The sequence below is a fragment of the Marinomonas gallaica genome, from assembly GCF_049821165.1.
Lineage (GTDB): Bacteria > Pseudomonadota > Gammaproteobacteria > Pseudomonadales > Marinomonadaceae > Marinomonas > Marinomonas gallaica.
Genome location: NZ_CP187511.1, coordinates 3,025,251 through 3,040,385 on the forward strand (window position 1 = coordinate 3,025,251; position 15,135 = coordinate 3,040,385).

16 protein-coding genes are annotated in these 15,135 nt (G+C 44.3%); 5 read left to right on the top strand and 11 right to left on the bottom strand.

The annotated features are described in order from the left end of the window. The first annotated feature begins 68 nt into the window (after nucleotides 1–68). The gene (locus tag ACPUEK_RS14255; protein ID WP_425641147.1) at nucleotides 69–890 is read left to right on the top strand and encodes an HAD-IIB family hydrolase; all 822 of its coding nucleotides are present in this window, start codon (nucleotides 69–71) and stop codon (nucleotides 888–890) included. A 111-nt stretch (nucleotides 891–1,001) separates the two neighbouring features. Further along, the gene (locus ACPUEK_RS14260) at nucleotides 1,002–1,163 is read left to right on the top strand and encodes a hypothetical protein (protein ID WP_156489070.1); all 162 of its coding nucleotides are present in this window, start codon (nucleotides 1,002–1,004) and stop codon (nucleotides 1,161–1,163) included. Nucleotides 1,164–1,210: 47 nt separating this feature from the next. Here ACPUEK_RS14260 and ACPUEK_RS14265 read toward each other — a convergent pair whose 3' ends face one another. After that, nucleotides 1,211–2,701, bottom strand: a complete 1,491-nt coding sequence (locus tag ACPUEK_RS14265; protein ID WP_425641148.1) for a TyrR/PhhR family helix-turn-helix DNA-binding protein — start codon at nucleotides 2,699–2,701, stop codon at nucleotides 1,211–1,213. Between the two features lie 147 nt (nucleotides 2,702–2,848). Between ACPUEK_RS14265 and ACPUEK_RS14270 the strand changes: the two genes are divergently transcribed. Then, entirely contained in the window at nucleotides 2,849–3,802 is a 954-nt protein-coding gene (locus ACPUEK_RS14270) for a LysR family transcriptional regulator (protein ID WP_067038675.1), read from the top strand. Nucleotides 3,803–3,873: 71 nt separating this feature from the next. Here ACPUEK_RS14270 and can read toward each other — a convergent pair whose 3' ends face one another. The 5 genes from can to ACPUEK_RS14295 form a co-directional block, all read right to left on the bottom strand. Continuing rightward, entirely contained in the window at nucleotides 3,874–4,509 is a 636-nt protein-coding gene (can, locus tag ACPUEK_RS14275) for a carbonate dehydratase (protein ID WP_067220217.1), read from the bottom strand. Next, entirely contained in the window at nucleotides 4,499–5,353 is an 855-nt protein-coding gene (locus tag ACPUEK_RS14280) for a putative RNA methyltransferase (protein WP_425641149.1), read from the bottom strand. The genes can and ACPUEK_RS14280 overlap by 11 nt, the downstream gene beginning before the upstream one ends. A 112-nt stretch (nucleotides 5,354–5,465) precedes the next feature. After that, nucleotides 5,466–7,481 carry a putative bifunctional diguanylate cyclase/phosphodiesterase gene (locus tag ACPUEK_RS14285; protein ID WP_425641150.1) on the bottom strand — a complete coding sequence of 672 codons (2,016 nt, stop codon included), beginning with the start codon at nucleotides 7,479–7,481 and terminating at the stop codon, nucleotides 5,466–5,468. Nucleotides 7,482–7,544: 63 nt separating this feature from the next. Continuing rightward, on the bottom strand, nucleotides 7,545–8,405 hold the full coding sequence (locus tag ACPUEK_RS14290) for a DUF1853 family protein (protein ID WP_425641151.1): 861 nt from the start codon (nucleotides 8,403–8,405) through the stop codon (nucleotides 7,545–7,547). Next, nucleotides 8,402–8,749 (bottom strand): YqcC family protein, encoded by a 348-nt coding sequence (locus tag ACPUEK_RS14295; protein ID WP_067038685.1) that lies wholly within the window; start codon nucleotides 8,747–8,749, stop codon nucleotides 8,402–8,404. Before ACPUEK_RS14295 ends, ACPUEK_RS14290 begins: the two co-directional genes overlap by 4 nt. Nucleotides 8,750–8,819: 70 nt before the next feature. Here ACPUEK_RS14295 and ACPUEK_RS14300 point away from each other — a divergent pair, with 70 nt between their 5' ends. After that, nucleotides 8,820–9,884: a DUF3549 family protein gene (locus ACPUEK_RS14300; RefSeq protein WP_425641152.1), complete on the top strand. Its 1,065-nt coding sequence runs from the start codon at nucleotides 8,820–8,822 to the stop codon at nucleotides 9,882–9,884. Between the two features lie 46 nt (nucleotides 9,885–9,930). Here ACPUEK_RS14300 and ACPUEK_RS14305 read toward each other — a convergent pair whose 3' ends face one another. The 3 genes from ACPUEK_RS14305 to rlmKL form a co-directional block, all read right to left on the bottom strand. Then, nucleotides 9,931–10,191 carry a formyltetrahydrofolate deformylase gene (locus tag ACPUEK_RS14305; RefSeq protein WP_067038689.1) on the bottom strand — a complete coding sequence of 87 codons (261 nt, stop codon included), beginning with the start codon at nucleotides 10,189–10,191 and terminating at the stop codon, nucleotides 9,931–9,933. A 122-nt stretch (nucleotides 10,192–10,313) separates the two neighbouring features. Next, on the bottom strand, nucleotides 10,314–11,171 hold the full coding sequence (gene purU, locus ACPUEK_RS14310) for a formyltetrahydrofolate deformylase (protein WP_417503603.1): 858 nt from the start codon (nucleotides 11,169–11,171) through the stop codon (nucleotides 10,314–10,316). An 89-nt stretch (nucleotides 11,172–11,260) separates the two neighbouring features. Beyond that, nucleotides 11,261–13,429 (bottom strand): bifunctional 23S rRNA (guanine(2069)-N(7))-methyltransferase RlmK/23S rRNA (guanine(2445)-N(2))-methyltransferase RlmL, encoded by a 2,169-nt coding sequence (rlmKL, locus tag ACPUEK_RS14315; RefSeq protein WP_425641153.1) that lies wholly within the window; start codon nucleotides 13,427–13,429, stop codon nucleotides 11,261–11,263. Nucleotides 13,430–13,553: 124 nt separating this feature from the next. Here rlmKL and rmf point away from each other — a divergent pair, with 124 nt between their 5' ends. After that, a complete protein-coding gene (rmf, locus tag ACPUEK_RS14320; protein ID WP_067038695.1) occupies nucleotides 13,554–13,772 on the top strand; it encodes a ribosome modulation factor in 219 nt (72 codons plus the stop codon). Nucleotides 13,773–13,811: 39 nt separating this feature from the next. Here the strand turns inward: rmf and ACPUEK_RS14325 are convergent, their stop codons facing one another. Beyond that, nucleotides 13,812–14,852, bottom strand: coding sequence for a quinone-dependent dihydroorotate dehydrogenase (locus ACPUEK_RS14325; protein ID WP_067220199.1), 1,041 nt, complete (start codon nucleotides 14,850–14,852; stop codon nucleotides 13,812–13,814). Nucleotides 14,853–14,886: 34 nt separating this feature from the next. Then, nucleotides 14,887–15,108 (bottom strand): DUF2835 domain-containing protein, encoded by a 222-nt coding sequence (locus ACPUEK_RS14330; protein ID WP_067038699.1) that lies wholly within the window; start codon nucleotides 15,106–15,108, stop codon nucleotides 14,887–14,889. Nucleotides 15,109–15,135 lie beyond the last annotated feature (27 nt).

A 15,135-nucleotide genomic window follows, 5' to 3' on the forward strand; every position in this document is an offset into this window, starting at 1 on the left:
AGCCACTGAACTCTTCTCGTATACTTTACTCAAATCAGTACACAGATCCACAACGGCAGAGGTAAATTATGGATTTCGTTGTCTTCGACTTGGATGGCACGCTACTCAATAAACAACAGCGCTTATCCGAAACAACACTCAAGACCCTAGACAAACTTCGCCAAGCTGGAATTGCTTATACAGTTGCCACAGGTCGTACTCATTTGGCCGCTGCGCATTGTATTCAGGACCATAACTTTCCTCTATGGCAAATCTATAAGAATGGCGTTGAATGGTGGCACCCTGAGGATCAAGTGTATCGGCATCAAGGTATTCTTGAGCGTCATATGATTGAAGCGACGCTCACCTCTTTTGCTGAACAAGAAGTGACTCCTTTTGTTTTTTGTATCGAGAACGATGGCCAACAGTCGGTTTATTACCCACCAACTCATAACCATTATGGGGAAACTGTCTACAAAGAATTGGCAAGCCACCAGAACCTTCTAATGAACAGTATTGAACACATGCCTAACAACGCTCGTATCATCAATATCAGTGCGCTAGGCCACCCTGATATGCTGAATACAATTGTGGAAAACTGTCAGGGACAAGAGCATTTAGTCGCCTACAGTGGCGGTGGCATCTACCATTCAGAAACGCATTGGATCGACATTCACCACAGCAGCACATGTAAAGGTTCTGCTATTGAACAATTAAAGCAGGAACTTAATGCGACAAATTTGATCGTATTTGGTGATGGAGACAATGACTTAACCATGTTCAAGATCGCAGATGAAGCCTATGCGACTGACAACGCGCCAAATTACATTAAGGCTCAAGCATCAGGCACGGTTGGACATCATGATGAAGATGGCGTAGCGTTGTTCCTAAATAAACGCTTTGGTTTATAGTTGCCGATGATTAGAAAAGTGTCTCTGTTACGAAATTGCAACAAAAGGCGCTTTACGAATTATCTATATTGGCTCATAGTAGAATCATAACTAAACAAGTGGAGAGAGATTATGTTTGAATTTGCCTTATTTTTCGCGGCCATTGCTGGAGCGTTTTGGATGGCACATTCCTTGGTCAAGCAAGTTTCCCGTCCAACAATGAAAGCTCAGCCGATCAAAATTGAGACTGAGAAGAAAGCGCACCCACGTCGTCAAAATCGCTTTCCAGATTAACCCATGTATTTCATCTGTAAAAGGCCATGATTTGTGGCCTTTTTCATTTACACAATGTCATATTCTTTGAGTTTATTAGCAATTGAGCTATGACTGACATTTAGGAATTTTGCCAATTTTCGCGTACTCGGATATTGCGGATACAGTTTACGTAAAACCTGCGCCTCATACGCTTTAACCGTTTTATCCAATGACCCTTCTATCAACTCAATTGGCATTGTTTGGTTAAGTTCTAAGGGCAGATCCTCTGACTCTATAATATTGCTTTTAGCCACTTGTCTTGCTTGATACAAACACGATTCCAATTCTTTTAAATTACCTGGCCAATTGTGCATTTTTAAAGTCGCAAGCGCGTCCTTGCTAACCCCTATAAAGGGCTCATTGTAACGTTCACAGGCCTCCTCCAATATATCCGTTGCGAGCCCCAATAAATCTTCTTTTCGATCTCTCAGCGGTGGTACTGATATTTGAAATTCACTCAACCTGAAATACAGCTCATCCCTCAGATGATCCTGTTGGCGCAAGACGTCATTGGACAACTGAGAAAGACCTATCACTCGGCTAGGCGCTTCATCTTGATATAAACGGCTGGGTTGTTCCTGTAACCAGTGCATTAATTGAACTTGGCATGCGTCGGTAAGAAGCTCAATATCTCTAAATGCAATCCATCCTCCCTGTTTCAACACTTCATCAAGGATAGTGGGCGTCACACTTGCCGATGCAATAAATGACAGTCTCGCCTCATGCTCTAAATATTGCTCTTGCCAATATTGGAAAACCGCTTCAAGCAAGCGCTTTTTACCAACGGCAAACTCCCCCGTTAGCAGCATAGAGCTGTCCGTTGCGATATACGCCTTAGCAAACCCTAAACAGCGCTTCATCGCTGAGCTTTTAGTCAACTCAGGCTTCAGAAAACCTTGCAGTGCATGCTGCGCATTCGGAGCTTTGCGCAGACTTGAAGCTTGTCGCCCCAAACGCTGAGCCGAATGAATATGGATGACGCCACCCGCACACACTCTCTGCGCATTCTCATTCGTCACATAAAAAGGCTGCATTTCTAATAACGTAAGCTGCCCATTTAAACGGAGTCGCTTAGTTACCCCGCCTTGAAGATGCGCCCAGTCCAAACGCTCGAAGGCAACACTGCCAATATAATGACTAAGTGGTTGTTGCAACAGCTCGTTTAGGGGGACACCTAAATCCTGTGCGGCTTGGCTTGTTGCCATAGTCACGTGACCTTTTATGTCAACCGCAACAACACCATCAGGAAGTGCTTCCAATAACGTATGAATGGCATTTTGCTCTTGTTCTGAAGGTGTGTAATGAACGGTCTTAACATCTGACACACCGCGAAGTCGACGAATGCCAGCCAAGAGTTGTGTTAAGAACTGAAATTCAATGTCATCAAAACCGACGTATAAACATCCAGAACGGCTGTCTACTTCAATGCGACGCATATCAATATGATATGGCACCAATAAATCTAAGATCTCTCGCACCATACCGATTCGGTCTTCACACCGGACTTCTAAACGCATTGTTGCCTCATTCACTTCCTATATCGTAGTAAAGATAACATACCTCAGCCTTATACGACCTTAGTCATATGAAACCACGCCATAAGTTCTATTCATACGTAAAATACAGTATCATGCGAGGCCATTATTAGTCGAAATGGTCTCCTTATGCAGCTCGATAAAATCGACCTCAATCTCCTGAGATATCTTGATTCTCTCTTACGTGAGCAAAACGTCACTCACGCAGCCAATCAGCTTGGCATCACACAGCCCGCCATGAGTAATGGACTCCGTCGTCTCAGAGACTTGTTTCACGATCCTCTTCTTGTCCGTACCAGTGACGGCATGATGCCAACCGCACTGGCAATCCAGCTTCAGCCTCGCGTACGCAGCATTTTACAATCGGTTGATGAAGTCTTGCACTTGGGCCATAATTTTGATGCAGAATCGAGTACTCGTGTATTCCGCATCATGGCAAGTGACTATGCCGAAGCAACCTTGATACCGCCATTGATGCAAAAGCTGCAAAAAGAAGCTCCTCACGTCATCATGGATGTCATGAACCCGAGTGACGTGAGCTTCCATGACGTTGAAAAAGGGAAAGTAGATTTAGTCATCAACCGTTTTGATACGTTGCCGCAGTCGTTCCATCAAAAATCTGTCTGGGTTGATCGGTTTTCGTGCTTGGTTCCGAATGATGGTCGCTACGGTGACGAACTCAGCCTCGAAGATTATCTTGACGCGCAACACGTTTGGGTAAGCAAAACAGGCTTCGGCGTTGGTGTCGGCATCCAGCCAGAAGAAGTTCAAAAGCTTGGCTGGGTTGACTCAACACTTGCTGAATTGGGCCATAAACGTAACATCCGCTTGTTTACGCGTAGCTACAATGTCGCCATGCGTTCTACTAAACAGCTTGGGCTTGTGGCCACCCTGCCCTCATTGGCCACACGGCTGTTGCATGACAGCCCCACAGTAAAAGTGATGCCGCCGCCTTTTGACATTCCACCAGTGGAACTCAAAATGCTGTGGAGCCCTCTACTGCAACACGACCCAGGTCATATCTGGCTTCGCTCAACCATTGCGGGTTGCGCTCGGACCATCGCTGAAAACGCTGACCTTTAAAAACCAAAAAAATAGCCGCTTAAAAAATAAGTGGCTATTAAAATAGTATCCCTAAACTCAGACGAGTGGACTTACGGCACGGTGTTTAAAGCCTCAACTGCTTCCGCCTCACTTGCTACCGTTACATGCAAGTCCGTAATGTGTCCGTTATTAATACTGTAACACCAGCCATGGACCGTAAGGTCTTGACCACGTTTCCAAGCGTTTAAGACAATGCTGGTCTGACAAACATTCGCAACTTGCTCGATAACATTCAACTCACACATACGATCAAATTTCACTTTTTCATCACTGATCGCATCGACTTCCGCTTTATTCAGTCGGTAGACATCTTTGATATGACGAAGCCAGTTATCAATTAAACCGTACTCTTTCGTTTCCATCGCGGCTTTAATGCCACCGCAACCATAGTGACCGACCACCATGATGTGTTTTACTTGCAAAACATCCACGGCATACTGGATAACGGACAAACAGTTTAAATCTGTATGCACTACCACATTCGCAATATTACGATGCACAAACACTTCGCCTGGCAATAAGTCGACGATCTGATTTGCCGGCACGCGGCTATCAGCACAACCAATCCATAGATAATCAGGTTTTTGCTGCTCTGATAATTTATTAAAAAACGTCGGATCTTCAGCCGTTACTTTTGTGGCCCATTCACGATTTTTATCAAAAAGAACACCCAATTTACTCGACATTATTTTTTCCTTGCTTTTGATACCAGCGCAACTTGATGTCCGCCGTTAGATCAATCATTTGAAGCGCCAATGCGGCTTGACGGCCTTCATATGGCGCTTTGTGTATATGAGGGGTCATACTTAATAATTGCCCTATTTGCTCTGCATCCGTCAGCGTAAAAGAGAACCGATGGTTTAACTCGTGCTTTAATACGAAGCCATCCAAACCTTCAGCAAATGTTGCTTGGTAAGACTTAATTTCAGGATACAGTATTTCTCTCAGTTCAATCAGGTGATCCGAACCCGACTCTACCAACAGTAGCCACCCTTGCTGTTTAAGAATTCTTGTAAACTCTGAAACAACAGGGAACCCAAACGCACACATCACCCAATCAAAACGACCATCAGCAACAGGAACATGAGCATTACTGCCCACTATCCAATCAATCTGTTTATCTCGTTTGCTGGCATCTGTAATGGCCCATTTCGAAATATCCAAACCGATCGCATCAAGCTGTGTCCGCTCGCGTAACTGTTGCGATAGTTGGCGCAAGTAATGGCCTTCACCACAACCTGCGTCAAAGATTGATAAGTCGGACATTTGCTGAAGGGGCTGAGGCAAGCCATCCAGAATCGCCTGTATCACAGGATCATAATGACCTTTAGCCAAGAATTCGCGGCGTGATGCGACCATTTCTTTGCTGTCACCTGGGTCTTTAGAATGCTTTTTTTGCACAGGAAGAAGGTTGACATAGCCTGTTTTGGCAATGTCATAAGCATGTCCTTTTGGGCAAACCAAAGCGCGCTCATTACGCTCTAAAGGCAGCTGATCTAAAGGACAGCATAAATGTTCGAGGTGGGACACTCGGACTCCAAATTTCGATGGGGATCAACAGATTAAGAATGGATCGAATACTAACAAAAAGCGAATAAAATTGATGTGCTAGATCACCAAAATATGACTTTTTCACGTCACCTTATAGCGTTTCAGGATCAATAAAAGCCTCTAAATCGGGACCACGATTATTTAAATACTCGACAAAGTCTGTACTCGACATCGGTTTAGCAAACAAAAAACCCTGCACTTCTTGGCATTGATAATTCGTTAGCAAATTCATTTGCGATCGGCTCTCAACCCCTTCCGCAACTACTTTCAGGTTCAGGCTTTGCGCCATAGCAATGGTTGCTTTTACAATCGCATCATCATCACTGTCTACACCTAAATCCTGAATAAAAGAGCGGTCAATTTTGAGCGATTGGATAGGAAATTTCTTTAGATAGGCAAGAGACGAATACCCGGTTCCGAAATCGTCAATCGACAGCATAATACCCATCTCTCGGAATGCATGAAGCTTTTTGATGGTTTCATGGGCATCTGACATCAACATACTTTCGGTTAACTCTAACTCTAGGTATTTAGGGTCAATCTTTGTCTCAGTTAAAATGCCTTGTACAATATCGACTAAATCATGTTGTAAGAACTGACGACCCGATAAATTAACCGAAACATTTATCGGTGGAAGCCCTAAAGATTGCCACTCTTGTATATGCTGGCAGGCACGCCTTATGACCCACTCTCCAAGAGGCAAGATTAGACCACTTTCTTCGGCAACTGGAATAAATTGATCCGGCGGTATCATACCCCATTCTGGATGATGCCAACGCAGCAACGCCTCAGCCCCCACGGCATATTCATCCGTAGAGCGTATTTTTGGTTGATAATACAGCTCGAACTGACCTTCTTCGATCGCTTTACGTAAACCGCCCCCTAAGGTGAGATAAGCACTATAGCACTCTGTCATACCAGCATCGTATAAAAGGCAACCATTGTGCGCACTGGCTTTTGAACGATACATGGCTGCATCGGCATTTTTCAATAGCGAGTCGATGTCCTCACCATGCTCAGGGTAGCAAGCAATTCCGATACTTGCCGTAATCACCATTTCCATTTCTGAAACAGGGTAGGTTTGCTCACAAGTCGCATTAATTTCAGCCGCAATGTCTACTAGCTCTTGGATATCCTGAATATGCTCAAGCACCACAACGAATTCATCACCACCCAAGCGGTAAAGGCAAGACCTAGGAGGAATAGTGTTTTTAATTCGATTGGCAACTTCCTGAAGCAGTTTATCACCCACACGATGCCCGAAAGTATCATTAACGACTTTGAACCCATCTAAGTCTAAATACATTAAACCAAAACGACGATTCCGTTTAGTTGCGTTATTTTTAGCTTTTTCTAACTGCTGATAAAGCAAATGCCGATTCGGTAAATGGGTTAACTCGTCATAGTTTTGCCACTTATACAGTTCAACCTCAAGATCACGAACTTCTTGTATATCTTGTGCGAACAGATCCACATTACCGTTGTCAGGATTGACATGCGCTTCAAGCTTAAACCAACGCACACCATCAGACGTGGACAGCCGAAGTTCTTGCTGTACAACTAGATCAAACTTAACGCGCTGAATGAAGTAACTCGCAGCACCACTGACCGCAAACAGGTCTTTAATACTTTGAACGGCAGGAAACAGGTTTTCTGCTCTGCGACTGAGAAATAGCCGTTCTCCATCACAGGAAAAGGTCATAAAAATAAGAGAGTTAAGGCTTTCAGGCAAGCTCTTACGGCCGTAGTAACGCGGTAAGTGGTTTGATACTTCCGTTGGGCATACATAAGCCTCCACAGAAAAACCGTGGTGATTTTCCCCTAGTGAAATAACACTAGCGGTACAACGATAAAGCGTATTACTTACATCACGAATTAACCAGTGAAAGCATAGCAAAGCGCTCTTATCGGATTGACTCAAAAATTGGGTTAGATCATCCTTTAATTCGCGATCAATGTACGTTAAACCATCGCGACTTACACCAAGAGCCTCCCCAAACTGATTTTTTGCGGTGGGGTTACTCCATGACACAGTTCCTTGTGCTACATCTATCACCCAAGCGGCTTTTTTCGGGCTTGGCACCAAGAACTCTACAGCGTCTGTCATGTCTCAATTTTATGTACGAATTAATCTACAATTTATGCCTCAACAAGATTCATTTTTCAAGCATTACCACTCATCTGGACAAATAAATAGCCAAAAGACGCTATTTTCATACGCATTCAATTTTCTTGCGCACGAAAACAAGATGGGTCTTGGGTCATGCTCAAACCGAATAGCTAATTCTTCATAAAGCGATTTATTTATCTGTTTTATATCAATATTTATTGAGTTAGGCGTAATCCAATAAGGTTTTTTCGCCTCACTTAGATCGTCGATAAAGTGCTCTAATGCAAACAATCGCTTGAGCCTTATCCAACCGCCACTGTATTTTTGGTATTCAAAAAACGCTTTAGCATCAATATTTAAGTCGTAAAAATGGCGACCAAAGATCATTAAATTTGGTGTTACAGCAGCGTCATTTGAGAAGGATCTCAACCAAGATTGCCCTTCTTCAACATTCAATACCCTAAGCTGATGATCACGAGCATGTGTTTGCTTTTTTACTAAACTGTCATGTTTATTTGGCCCGATCCAACTGTGAGGGCTCAAATCGTTCCTTTCCAGATAAAACTTAAGTGCTATTTCAAATTGAAATATCATTCCCGCTCTGTTCTTAACCAGTAGATCAACTTCACCATAGGTTTTACCTGCTACATGAATTTGTTCATGTTCTGCCAATACCTGCGCATCCGCAAAATGCTGCACCGCAAATGAGAACAGTTGCTCAAAGTAAGTCCCCAAAAAATGAGACTTGGCTTGCGCCATCCACTGCACAATTGGCTCAGGCTGATCAGACAAACGCTTAAAATTACTTCGCCAGCCTGCAATAAGAAAACCCGCAAGCGGATAATCCAATACAAAACTTTCCCGCTCCTCTAGCAACCACTCTAGATCCGCGAGCAATTGATCAGCAGAATGCAACGTCATACCTGAGCACTTCGGCTTAAAAATCGATCTAACGCGTCGGTCACCAACATTAAATGCTTAACATGGCTGACCTCTAGCCCCCTAAACGCTTCTTCGACCATTGGCGAAATATGGCAACGATCTGGTAAAGGCTGCTGAAACTCAATCATTTCTTTGAATCGCTCGATTAATACATAACGTAACCACTGTTCAAAAGTCATCGTATCAATGCAAAAAGGCTGCTCCGAGGCTAATGCTTCAGTACTAGGCGGTTTGGTTTGCCAAACGTGAGCCTGCTGCATGGCCATTTGCAACTCTAAAACTAAATCGGCTAATTCTGTGTAACGTTGAATCGATTGGGACAACTGATTTCTCTCCTAAAAAACGGTATGATTCGGGCTTTGAGTCACTTACGTTTGGGCACACATCACAGCTATGCAAAATATTGAATCTCTAAGCGATCTTTTCAGTGCCGTTGGGTGCAAGGCGACATTTTACGATGTTGGTCGACATATTACTAAAATCACGCCGCAACAGGTTATTCAGTTCGATACAAAGCAGCAAGTTTATCCATACGCGTTCCGGAAACAAGCCTGGCTGGCTTGCGTGTTAACGGAAAAACAAAAACCGGTAAAAGACGGAGAAGTTGTCTGGTTTTTAAAATTGCCTCTCGACGAGTCGGGCTGCTTGAACTTAGGCACACGTGACCTATTTATCAAAACCATCGTTGATAAAATTATGCATAAAGGGACGCAACAAGGTGTTCAAGAAGCCCTTGAGGACAACCCTTATGCATTCCAACCAGATCAAGATCGACTAGCCAGCTTCCACGCCATGCTCGCGCGCGATTTAAAGCAGCCCACATCCCACTATTTAGAAGATGTGCTTACCTACTTAAAAAGCGAGCAATTAGACGACCCTGAAAAGTGGAGCCATTTAGGTTTACAAGGGTTGGCTGATTTAGCGGCAAGAGTAGAACAGCTGAACCTGAAAGCTCTGCAGATCAAAGCAATTCAAAACGCCCCCAATGAAGTACGCTTCCCACTTTGCCATGCAATGGAACATTATGTTCAAGATACTGACACAGTGAAAGCAGTGTGTGAAGAAATGATGGTTCCCTCGATCACGGCAAGCGATGCCGCCCATTTAGTTCGCGCCATCTCACGCAATGATTTTGCCACAGACCTGTTTATCCCGTTATTTACTTTACTCGGCGATATCAGTCATTGTGATGATGATCAGCTAGAACTGATCGCATCGCTGGTTGCAAAGTGCCCACATTGGGTCGCAGAACAAGGTCAATTGTTGCGTATTATCCTTGAAAAATTAGCACATCGTGATGATGCGCAATTAGGTTTCAAACACATTGTCGCTGAATTGACTCAGCAACCAGAAACACGCACAGCAACTTGGCATGTATTGCGCTCAGATCATGCCAGCGAAGCGCTGCAAAATGCAGTTGGAAATTTGTTTACCCCTACAAGCTCAACATTGCAGTAAACAGCAAACAACCAACATCCGTCACTGAAGACACTACCGCAACACTTCAGTGACGGACGTGTTTTGATTCCACCATAGAGCGCATTTCTTTGCGATGCTGCTTGAACTCGTCACTCAGCTCGTATTTACCCTCTCGCGTATGCAACAACGCGCCACGGCTGACTAAAGCATCCAGCGTTTTAGGAAGAACCTTTTGCCGACGCTCGCCTTTAACAAAGAAGTATTGATCATCTACCTGGATCAATTCGAAACCCGTCTCGAGAAACCCGACACACAGATTTTGGGTTGGTGTTAGTTTCAATTTCATCTCGTCACCCTTAACCAACAAATGGATTTACTCAGGTAACTATAGACAATATTTTAAATAACGGAGTGATATTAAAAGAAAGGGCAAGCCAGATATTAACAGCCTACCCTCTTATGGTGGCCCTATTGTGAAAAGACAACCGTCTTATTACCGTGAACCAATACACGATCTTCAATGTGGAAACGAAGCCCCCGAGAAAGCACAAGCTTCTCAATGTCTTTACCCAAACGGACCATATCGGTCGCCGAATGACTGTGACGAACTCGAATCACATCTTGTTCAATGATCGGACCCGCATCTAGGTCTGCTGTTACGTAATGACACGTTGCACCAATCAACTTCACCCCTCGAACGGCCGCTTGATGATAAGGCTTAGCACCAATAAATGAAGGCAAGAAGCTGTGATGAATATTAATCACACGGAAACGGTATTTCTCACATAAATACTCGGGGAAAATCTGCATATAGCGGGCAAGCACCACCGTATCCGCACCGGATTCATCAATGGCTTTTTCAATGGCTTTGAAGGCTGGCATTTTATCTTCTTTGGGCACATTGATGCAGTGATAGGGAATGTTATACCACTCAACCATGGAACGAAGATCATCATGATTCGCGATCACCCCTACGATGTCGCAACTTAGTTCGCCCGTGTGCCAACGATGCAACAAATCATTCAAACAATGAGACTCTTTAGTCGCCATCAACATGACTTTTGGCTTGTCATCACTGTCATTGATAAACCAGTCCATGTCGTATGCTTCAGCAATTTTAGAAAACTCACGACGGAACGTGTCTAAGTCGACGCTCATACTGTCAGCATCAATCACATGGCGCATAAAGAACCATTTCTGTTCAGCATCAGTATGATGATTCGCTTCAACAATCGAACCATTGCGCTCATTTAAATATTGGCTAACAGCCGCCACAATCCCTACTCGGTCAGGGCAGCTAATCACTAATCGATATGTTTTACTCATAGTTCCAGTTACTTTTAAAGACTCAGGGGCCTCGACCAAACGATTAGGATGGTCGAGGACTCTGAATTAATGGGGAAAAGTTCTATTTACTACTTATGCTTTAGAATCCAACATTGGTGAATCTTTTGATTTCTATCAAAGTCAGGATCTAACGATTGGCGAGTAATGTTTTCAATCTCATAACGTTCATTTAGCTCTGAGTCCAGCTCAAAACGACGATAGTTATTAGAGAAAATCAACTCACCTTCTTGATGCAAACGGGCCATGGCCAAATCAATCAGATCAACATGATCACGTTGAATATCCAATACACCGGCCATTTTTTTCGAATTCGAGAAAGTCGGTGGGTCCATAAAAATCAAATCGAACTCGTCTTCAGCTTTACGCAACCATTCAAAGCAATCTGCTCGAACCACTTTATGATCACGATCTGAAAACTCATTTAACTCAAGATTACGACGCGCCCATTCAGTATAAGTATTGGACATATCAACACTTAAACTGTTTTTAGCACCACCCTGCCCAGCATGGACCGAACCTGATGCAGTGTAACAGAACAGATTTAAGAAGCGCTTACCATTGGCTTTTTCTTGAATGATCTTACGTACTGGGCGGTGATCTAAGAATAACCCGGTATCCAGGTAATCTTTCAAATTCACAATGAAGTCGCAGCCGTATTCTTCAACAAACATTTCGTGGTTTAGCTGATCCACTTTCTCATATTGCTGCTTACCTGATTGACGTATACGTTGCTTCACAACCACATTCGTTTCCGGAATGTTCAAAGCGGTCGGGATGGCCGAGACAACTTCAAATAGGCGTTGTTGCGCTTTTTGTTCGTCGACACTTTTAGGTGCTTGGTACTCTTGCACATGTGCCCAATCATTGTAAATATCTACTGCAACAGAGTATTCAGGCATGTCCGCATCGTAAACACGGTAACAGGTGATTTTTTCACGCTCGAGCCACTTGTTCAGCTTCTTCTGGTTTTTCTGCAAACGGTTGACCACCATTTGCGCACCCGATGACAAACCCACTTGCTCTCGGCTGCCTGCTTTAATTCGATCTTCAGCAATCGGAAAACGGTAAGCGCGACATTCTAGGCCACCATTGATAACACGAGTGGATTTTTCAGGACGAATCGGAATCTGACGAGCCAAGTTTTCACTGCTCGTTAGCAACATCATCTCGCCTTCCATCGCATTTTCGATCGCCCAATCGCCAAGTTGACGATACAGCGCTACCAGCGCCATCTCATCCCCTAAGCGCTCACCGTAAGGCGGGTTAACAATGATCAGCGTCGGTTGCTTAGACCAGTCAAAATCGTGCTGCTGAAAAGCAGACATGCTGACATCGATCACCCCAGTCAGGCCTGCACGCTTAATATTTTCACGGGACGCAGCAATTGCTTTTTGTTCTCGGTCTGTGCCTTGGAAAGACACCGTTAACTCACTTGGCGCAACGCGCTCGTTCTTAGCGATGTCGTTAAGCTGTTGCCATAGCCGATGATCATGCTTCTTCCAACCTTTAAAGCCCCAGTACTGACGACGCGAACCTGGCGCAATGTTCATGGAGATTAAAGCTGCTTCAACCAAGAAGGTTGCCGAGCCACACATGGGATCAACGATCTGTTGATACTTAGAGTCTTTGCTCCAACCTGCACGCAACAATAAACCAGCTGCTAGGTTTTCTTTTAACGGCGCCATAGCACCATGCTGACGATAACCGCGACGGTGCATACTTTCGCCTGACAGATCCAAGCTAACAATTGCTTGATCACGTCTAATCTTCACGGCAATACGAATGTCAGGGTTTTGTTTTTCAACACTCGGTCGGCGACCATTTAATTTAGTAAAATAATCGGCTATGGCATCTTTTGTACGTACCGCACCAAATTGTGTGTTTCGTATAGAGTGATTGGTACCGTGGCAATCAATCGCAATGGTATTGTCAGCATGAAGGTGTTCTGACCAGTCAATGTCCGATACGCCTTGGTACAGATCATCCGCCGAGTCCACTTTAAATATTGCTAGAGGCATCATGACGCGTGTTGCCACACGTGACCATAGACAGGCTAAATACATGCCACGCAAATCAGTAGACAGCTTAACTTGAGCTTCGCCTAGGCGTGTATTAGACAATCCTAGATCATGAAGCTCTTTTTCTAGAATGTTTTCCAAGCCGATCGGGCAAGTCAATTCCAGTGATATCGATTGTTCGCTAACGTCACTAGGAGGTAGTTCAGAGTTATATGTCATGTTTATTACTTTTTGGTGAATTTTTGAATTTCGTTAGAGCAAAGTGTTTTTAGACAAACGCACCGCCCTCTACTATTAATTAAAGTTCACTTACACTGAAAAGAGAACTGAGAGGAACGTATTTATGAAGAAACAAAAACGAGATCTTCATCAAAGAGCGTATGTGCGTGGCTATCGTGCCGGTATGGCCGGACGTTCAAAAGGCCTATCGCAACAGTGTCACTCTTCCGCTCGACCCGATTGGTTAGCCGGTTGGCGTGAAGGTCGCGTAGACATGTGGGATGGTCTCACCCCAGTTGACGGCACTTACAAAGCTGCCGGTTTTTCTCAGTCAACCACTTAATTCTTAAAGGAGGCCAGTCTAACCGACTGGCCTTTTCGTTTACTTACCTAAGTGGTTTTCGCGAATATAACCATCAGTGGCGGCAATCGCTTCATGAACTAACTCTGGGCCTCGATAAATAAAACCAGAGTAAATTTGTACAAGTTTAGCACCCGCTTGCATTTTTTCGGCCGCATCCGCACCTGACAAAATACCACCCACGCCAATTACTGGCAGTTCATTCTGTAAATGATCACACAGTACGCGCACTACATGAGTTGAAGCATCGCGCACTGGCGCGCCACTTAATCCACCAGCTTCGTTTGCGTGTTCATGACCGATAACAGCTGTACGTGATAATGTCGTATTGGTCGCAATGATTGCATCGATTTTTTGATCGACAAGCGTATCCGCTACCATTTTAATTTCATCATCGCTCATGTCTGGCGCAATTTTAACAGCTAATGGTACTCGACGCCCGTGTTCATCTGCATAACGCTGCTTCGCTTCCACCAGTGGCGCAATCAACTGCGCTAAACTATCGCCAAACTGAAGCGACCGAAGCCCTGGTGTATTGGGTGAGCTAATGTTCGCAGTGATGTAATCCGCATAAGGAATTACCTGTTCAAGACATGCCAAGTAATCCGCTGCCGCTCCTTCTACCGACGTGCTCAAATTTTTACCGATATTCACACCCAGCACACCTTTATAGTTGTGCTTGCGAATACGTGCCACCATATGGTCTACGCCTTTATTATTGAACCCCATGCGGTTGATGATCGCGTCATGCTCTGGCAAGCGAAAAAGACGCGGTTTGGGGTTACCAGCCTGACCTTTTGGTGTGACAGTACCTACTTCCACAAAACCAAACCCCAATGCCCCCAGCGCTTCAAACGCATCGGCATTTTTATCAAGGCCTGCCGCAAGTCCAACTGCATTTGGAAAATCAATCCCCATCACATTCACCGGCGTTGCCGCTTCCTCGTGAGCGTATAAAGATGTCAAGCCTAGGCGGGCTGATGCACCTAGTACATCTAGCGACAATTCATGGGATACTTCGGGATCTAATTTAAACAGCAGGGAACGTGCTAAATTGTACATATGGGTCAGCCTAATGATCATTTAAATAAAAGGTTTAAAATAGTTTATCAATATTGACAAGTTTCTTGTTGTCATCGAATTCAATCTGAAAAGCGCCATAAACACCTTTGTGCGTGACGAAACGTTGAAAAATCGACAGAGGAAGTTGGATCATGCGTCCATCTCGACTTTTTGCCACTAAATACTTCACCGAGCCTTGATACATTTCCTTGTATTTATAAGCAGGTAGACTTATATCGACAGTAACTGTTGCCATGATTTACCTTGGGTTCAACGCTTCTTG

What these genes read in the sequence shown, in the direction of transcription:
- ACPUEK_RS14290 (WP_425641151.1), bottom strand. Translation starts at nt 8,405, where the DNA reads ATGACGTTGCATTCTGCTGATCAATTGCTCGCGGATCTAGAGTGGTTG.
- ACPUEK_RS14260 (WP_156489070.1), top strand. Translation starts at nt 1,002, where the DNA reads ATGTTTGAATTTGCCTTATTTTTCGCGGCCATTGCTGGAGCGTTTTGG.
- rmf (WP_067038695.1), top strand. Translation starts at nt 13,554, where the DNA reads ATGAAGAAACAAAAACGAGATCTTCATCAAAGAGCGTATGTGCGTGGC.
- ACPUEK_RS14325 (WP_067220199.1), bottom strand. Translation starts at nt 14,852, where the DNA reads ATGTACAATTTAGCACGTTCCCTGCTGTTTAAATTAGATCCCGAAGTA.
- ACPUEK_RS14265 (WP_425641148.1), bottom strand. Translation starts at nt 2,701, where the DNA reads ATGCGTTTAGAAGTCCGGTGTGAAGACCGAATCGGTATGGTGCGAGAG.
- ACPUEK_RS14255 (WP_425641147.1), top strand. Translation starts at nt 69, where the DNA reads ATGGATTTCGTTGTCTTCGACTTGGATGGCACGCTACTCAATAAACAA.
- ACPUEK_RS14330 (WP_067038699.1), bottom strand. Translation starts at nt 15,108, where the DNA reads ATGGCAACAGTTACTGTCGATATAAGTCTACCTGCTTATAAATACAAG.
- ACPUEK_RS14285 (WP_425641150.1), bottom strand. Translation starts at nt 7,481, where the DNA reads ATGACAGACGCTGTAGAGTTCTTGGTGCCAAGCCCGAAAAAAGCCGCT.
- purU (WP_417503603.1), bottom strand. Translation starts at nt 11,171, where the DNA reads ATGAGTAAAACATATCGATTAGTGATTAGCTGCCCTGACCGAGTAGGG.
- rlmKL (WP_425641153.1), bottom strand. Translation starts at nt 13,429, where the DNA reads ATGACATATAACTCTGAACTACCTCCTAGTGACGTTAGCGAACAATCG.
- can (WP_067220217.1), bottom strand. Translation starts at nt 4,509, where the DNA reads ATGTCGAGTAAATTGGGTGTTCTTTTTGATAAAAATCGTGAATGGGCC.
- ACPUEK_RS14305 (WP_067038689.1), bottom strand. Translation starts at nt 10,191, where the DNA reads ATGAAATTGAAACTAACACCAACCCAAAATCTGTGTGTCGGGTTTCTC.
- ACPUEK_RS14270 (WP_067038675.1), top strand. Translation starts at nt 2,849, where the DNA reads ATGCAGCTCGATAAAATCGACCTCAATCTCCTGAGATATCTTGATTCT.
- ACPUEK_RS14300 (WP_425641152.1), top strand. Translation starts at nt 8,820, where the DNA reads ATGCAAAATATTGAATCTCTAAGCGATCTTTTCAGTGCCGTTGGGTGC.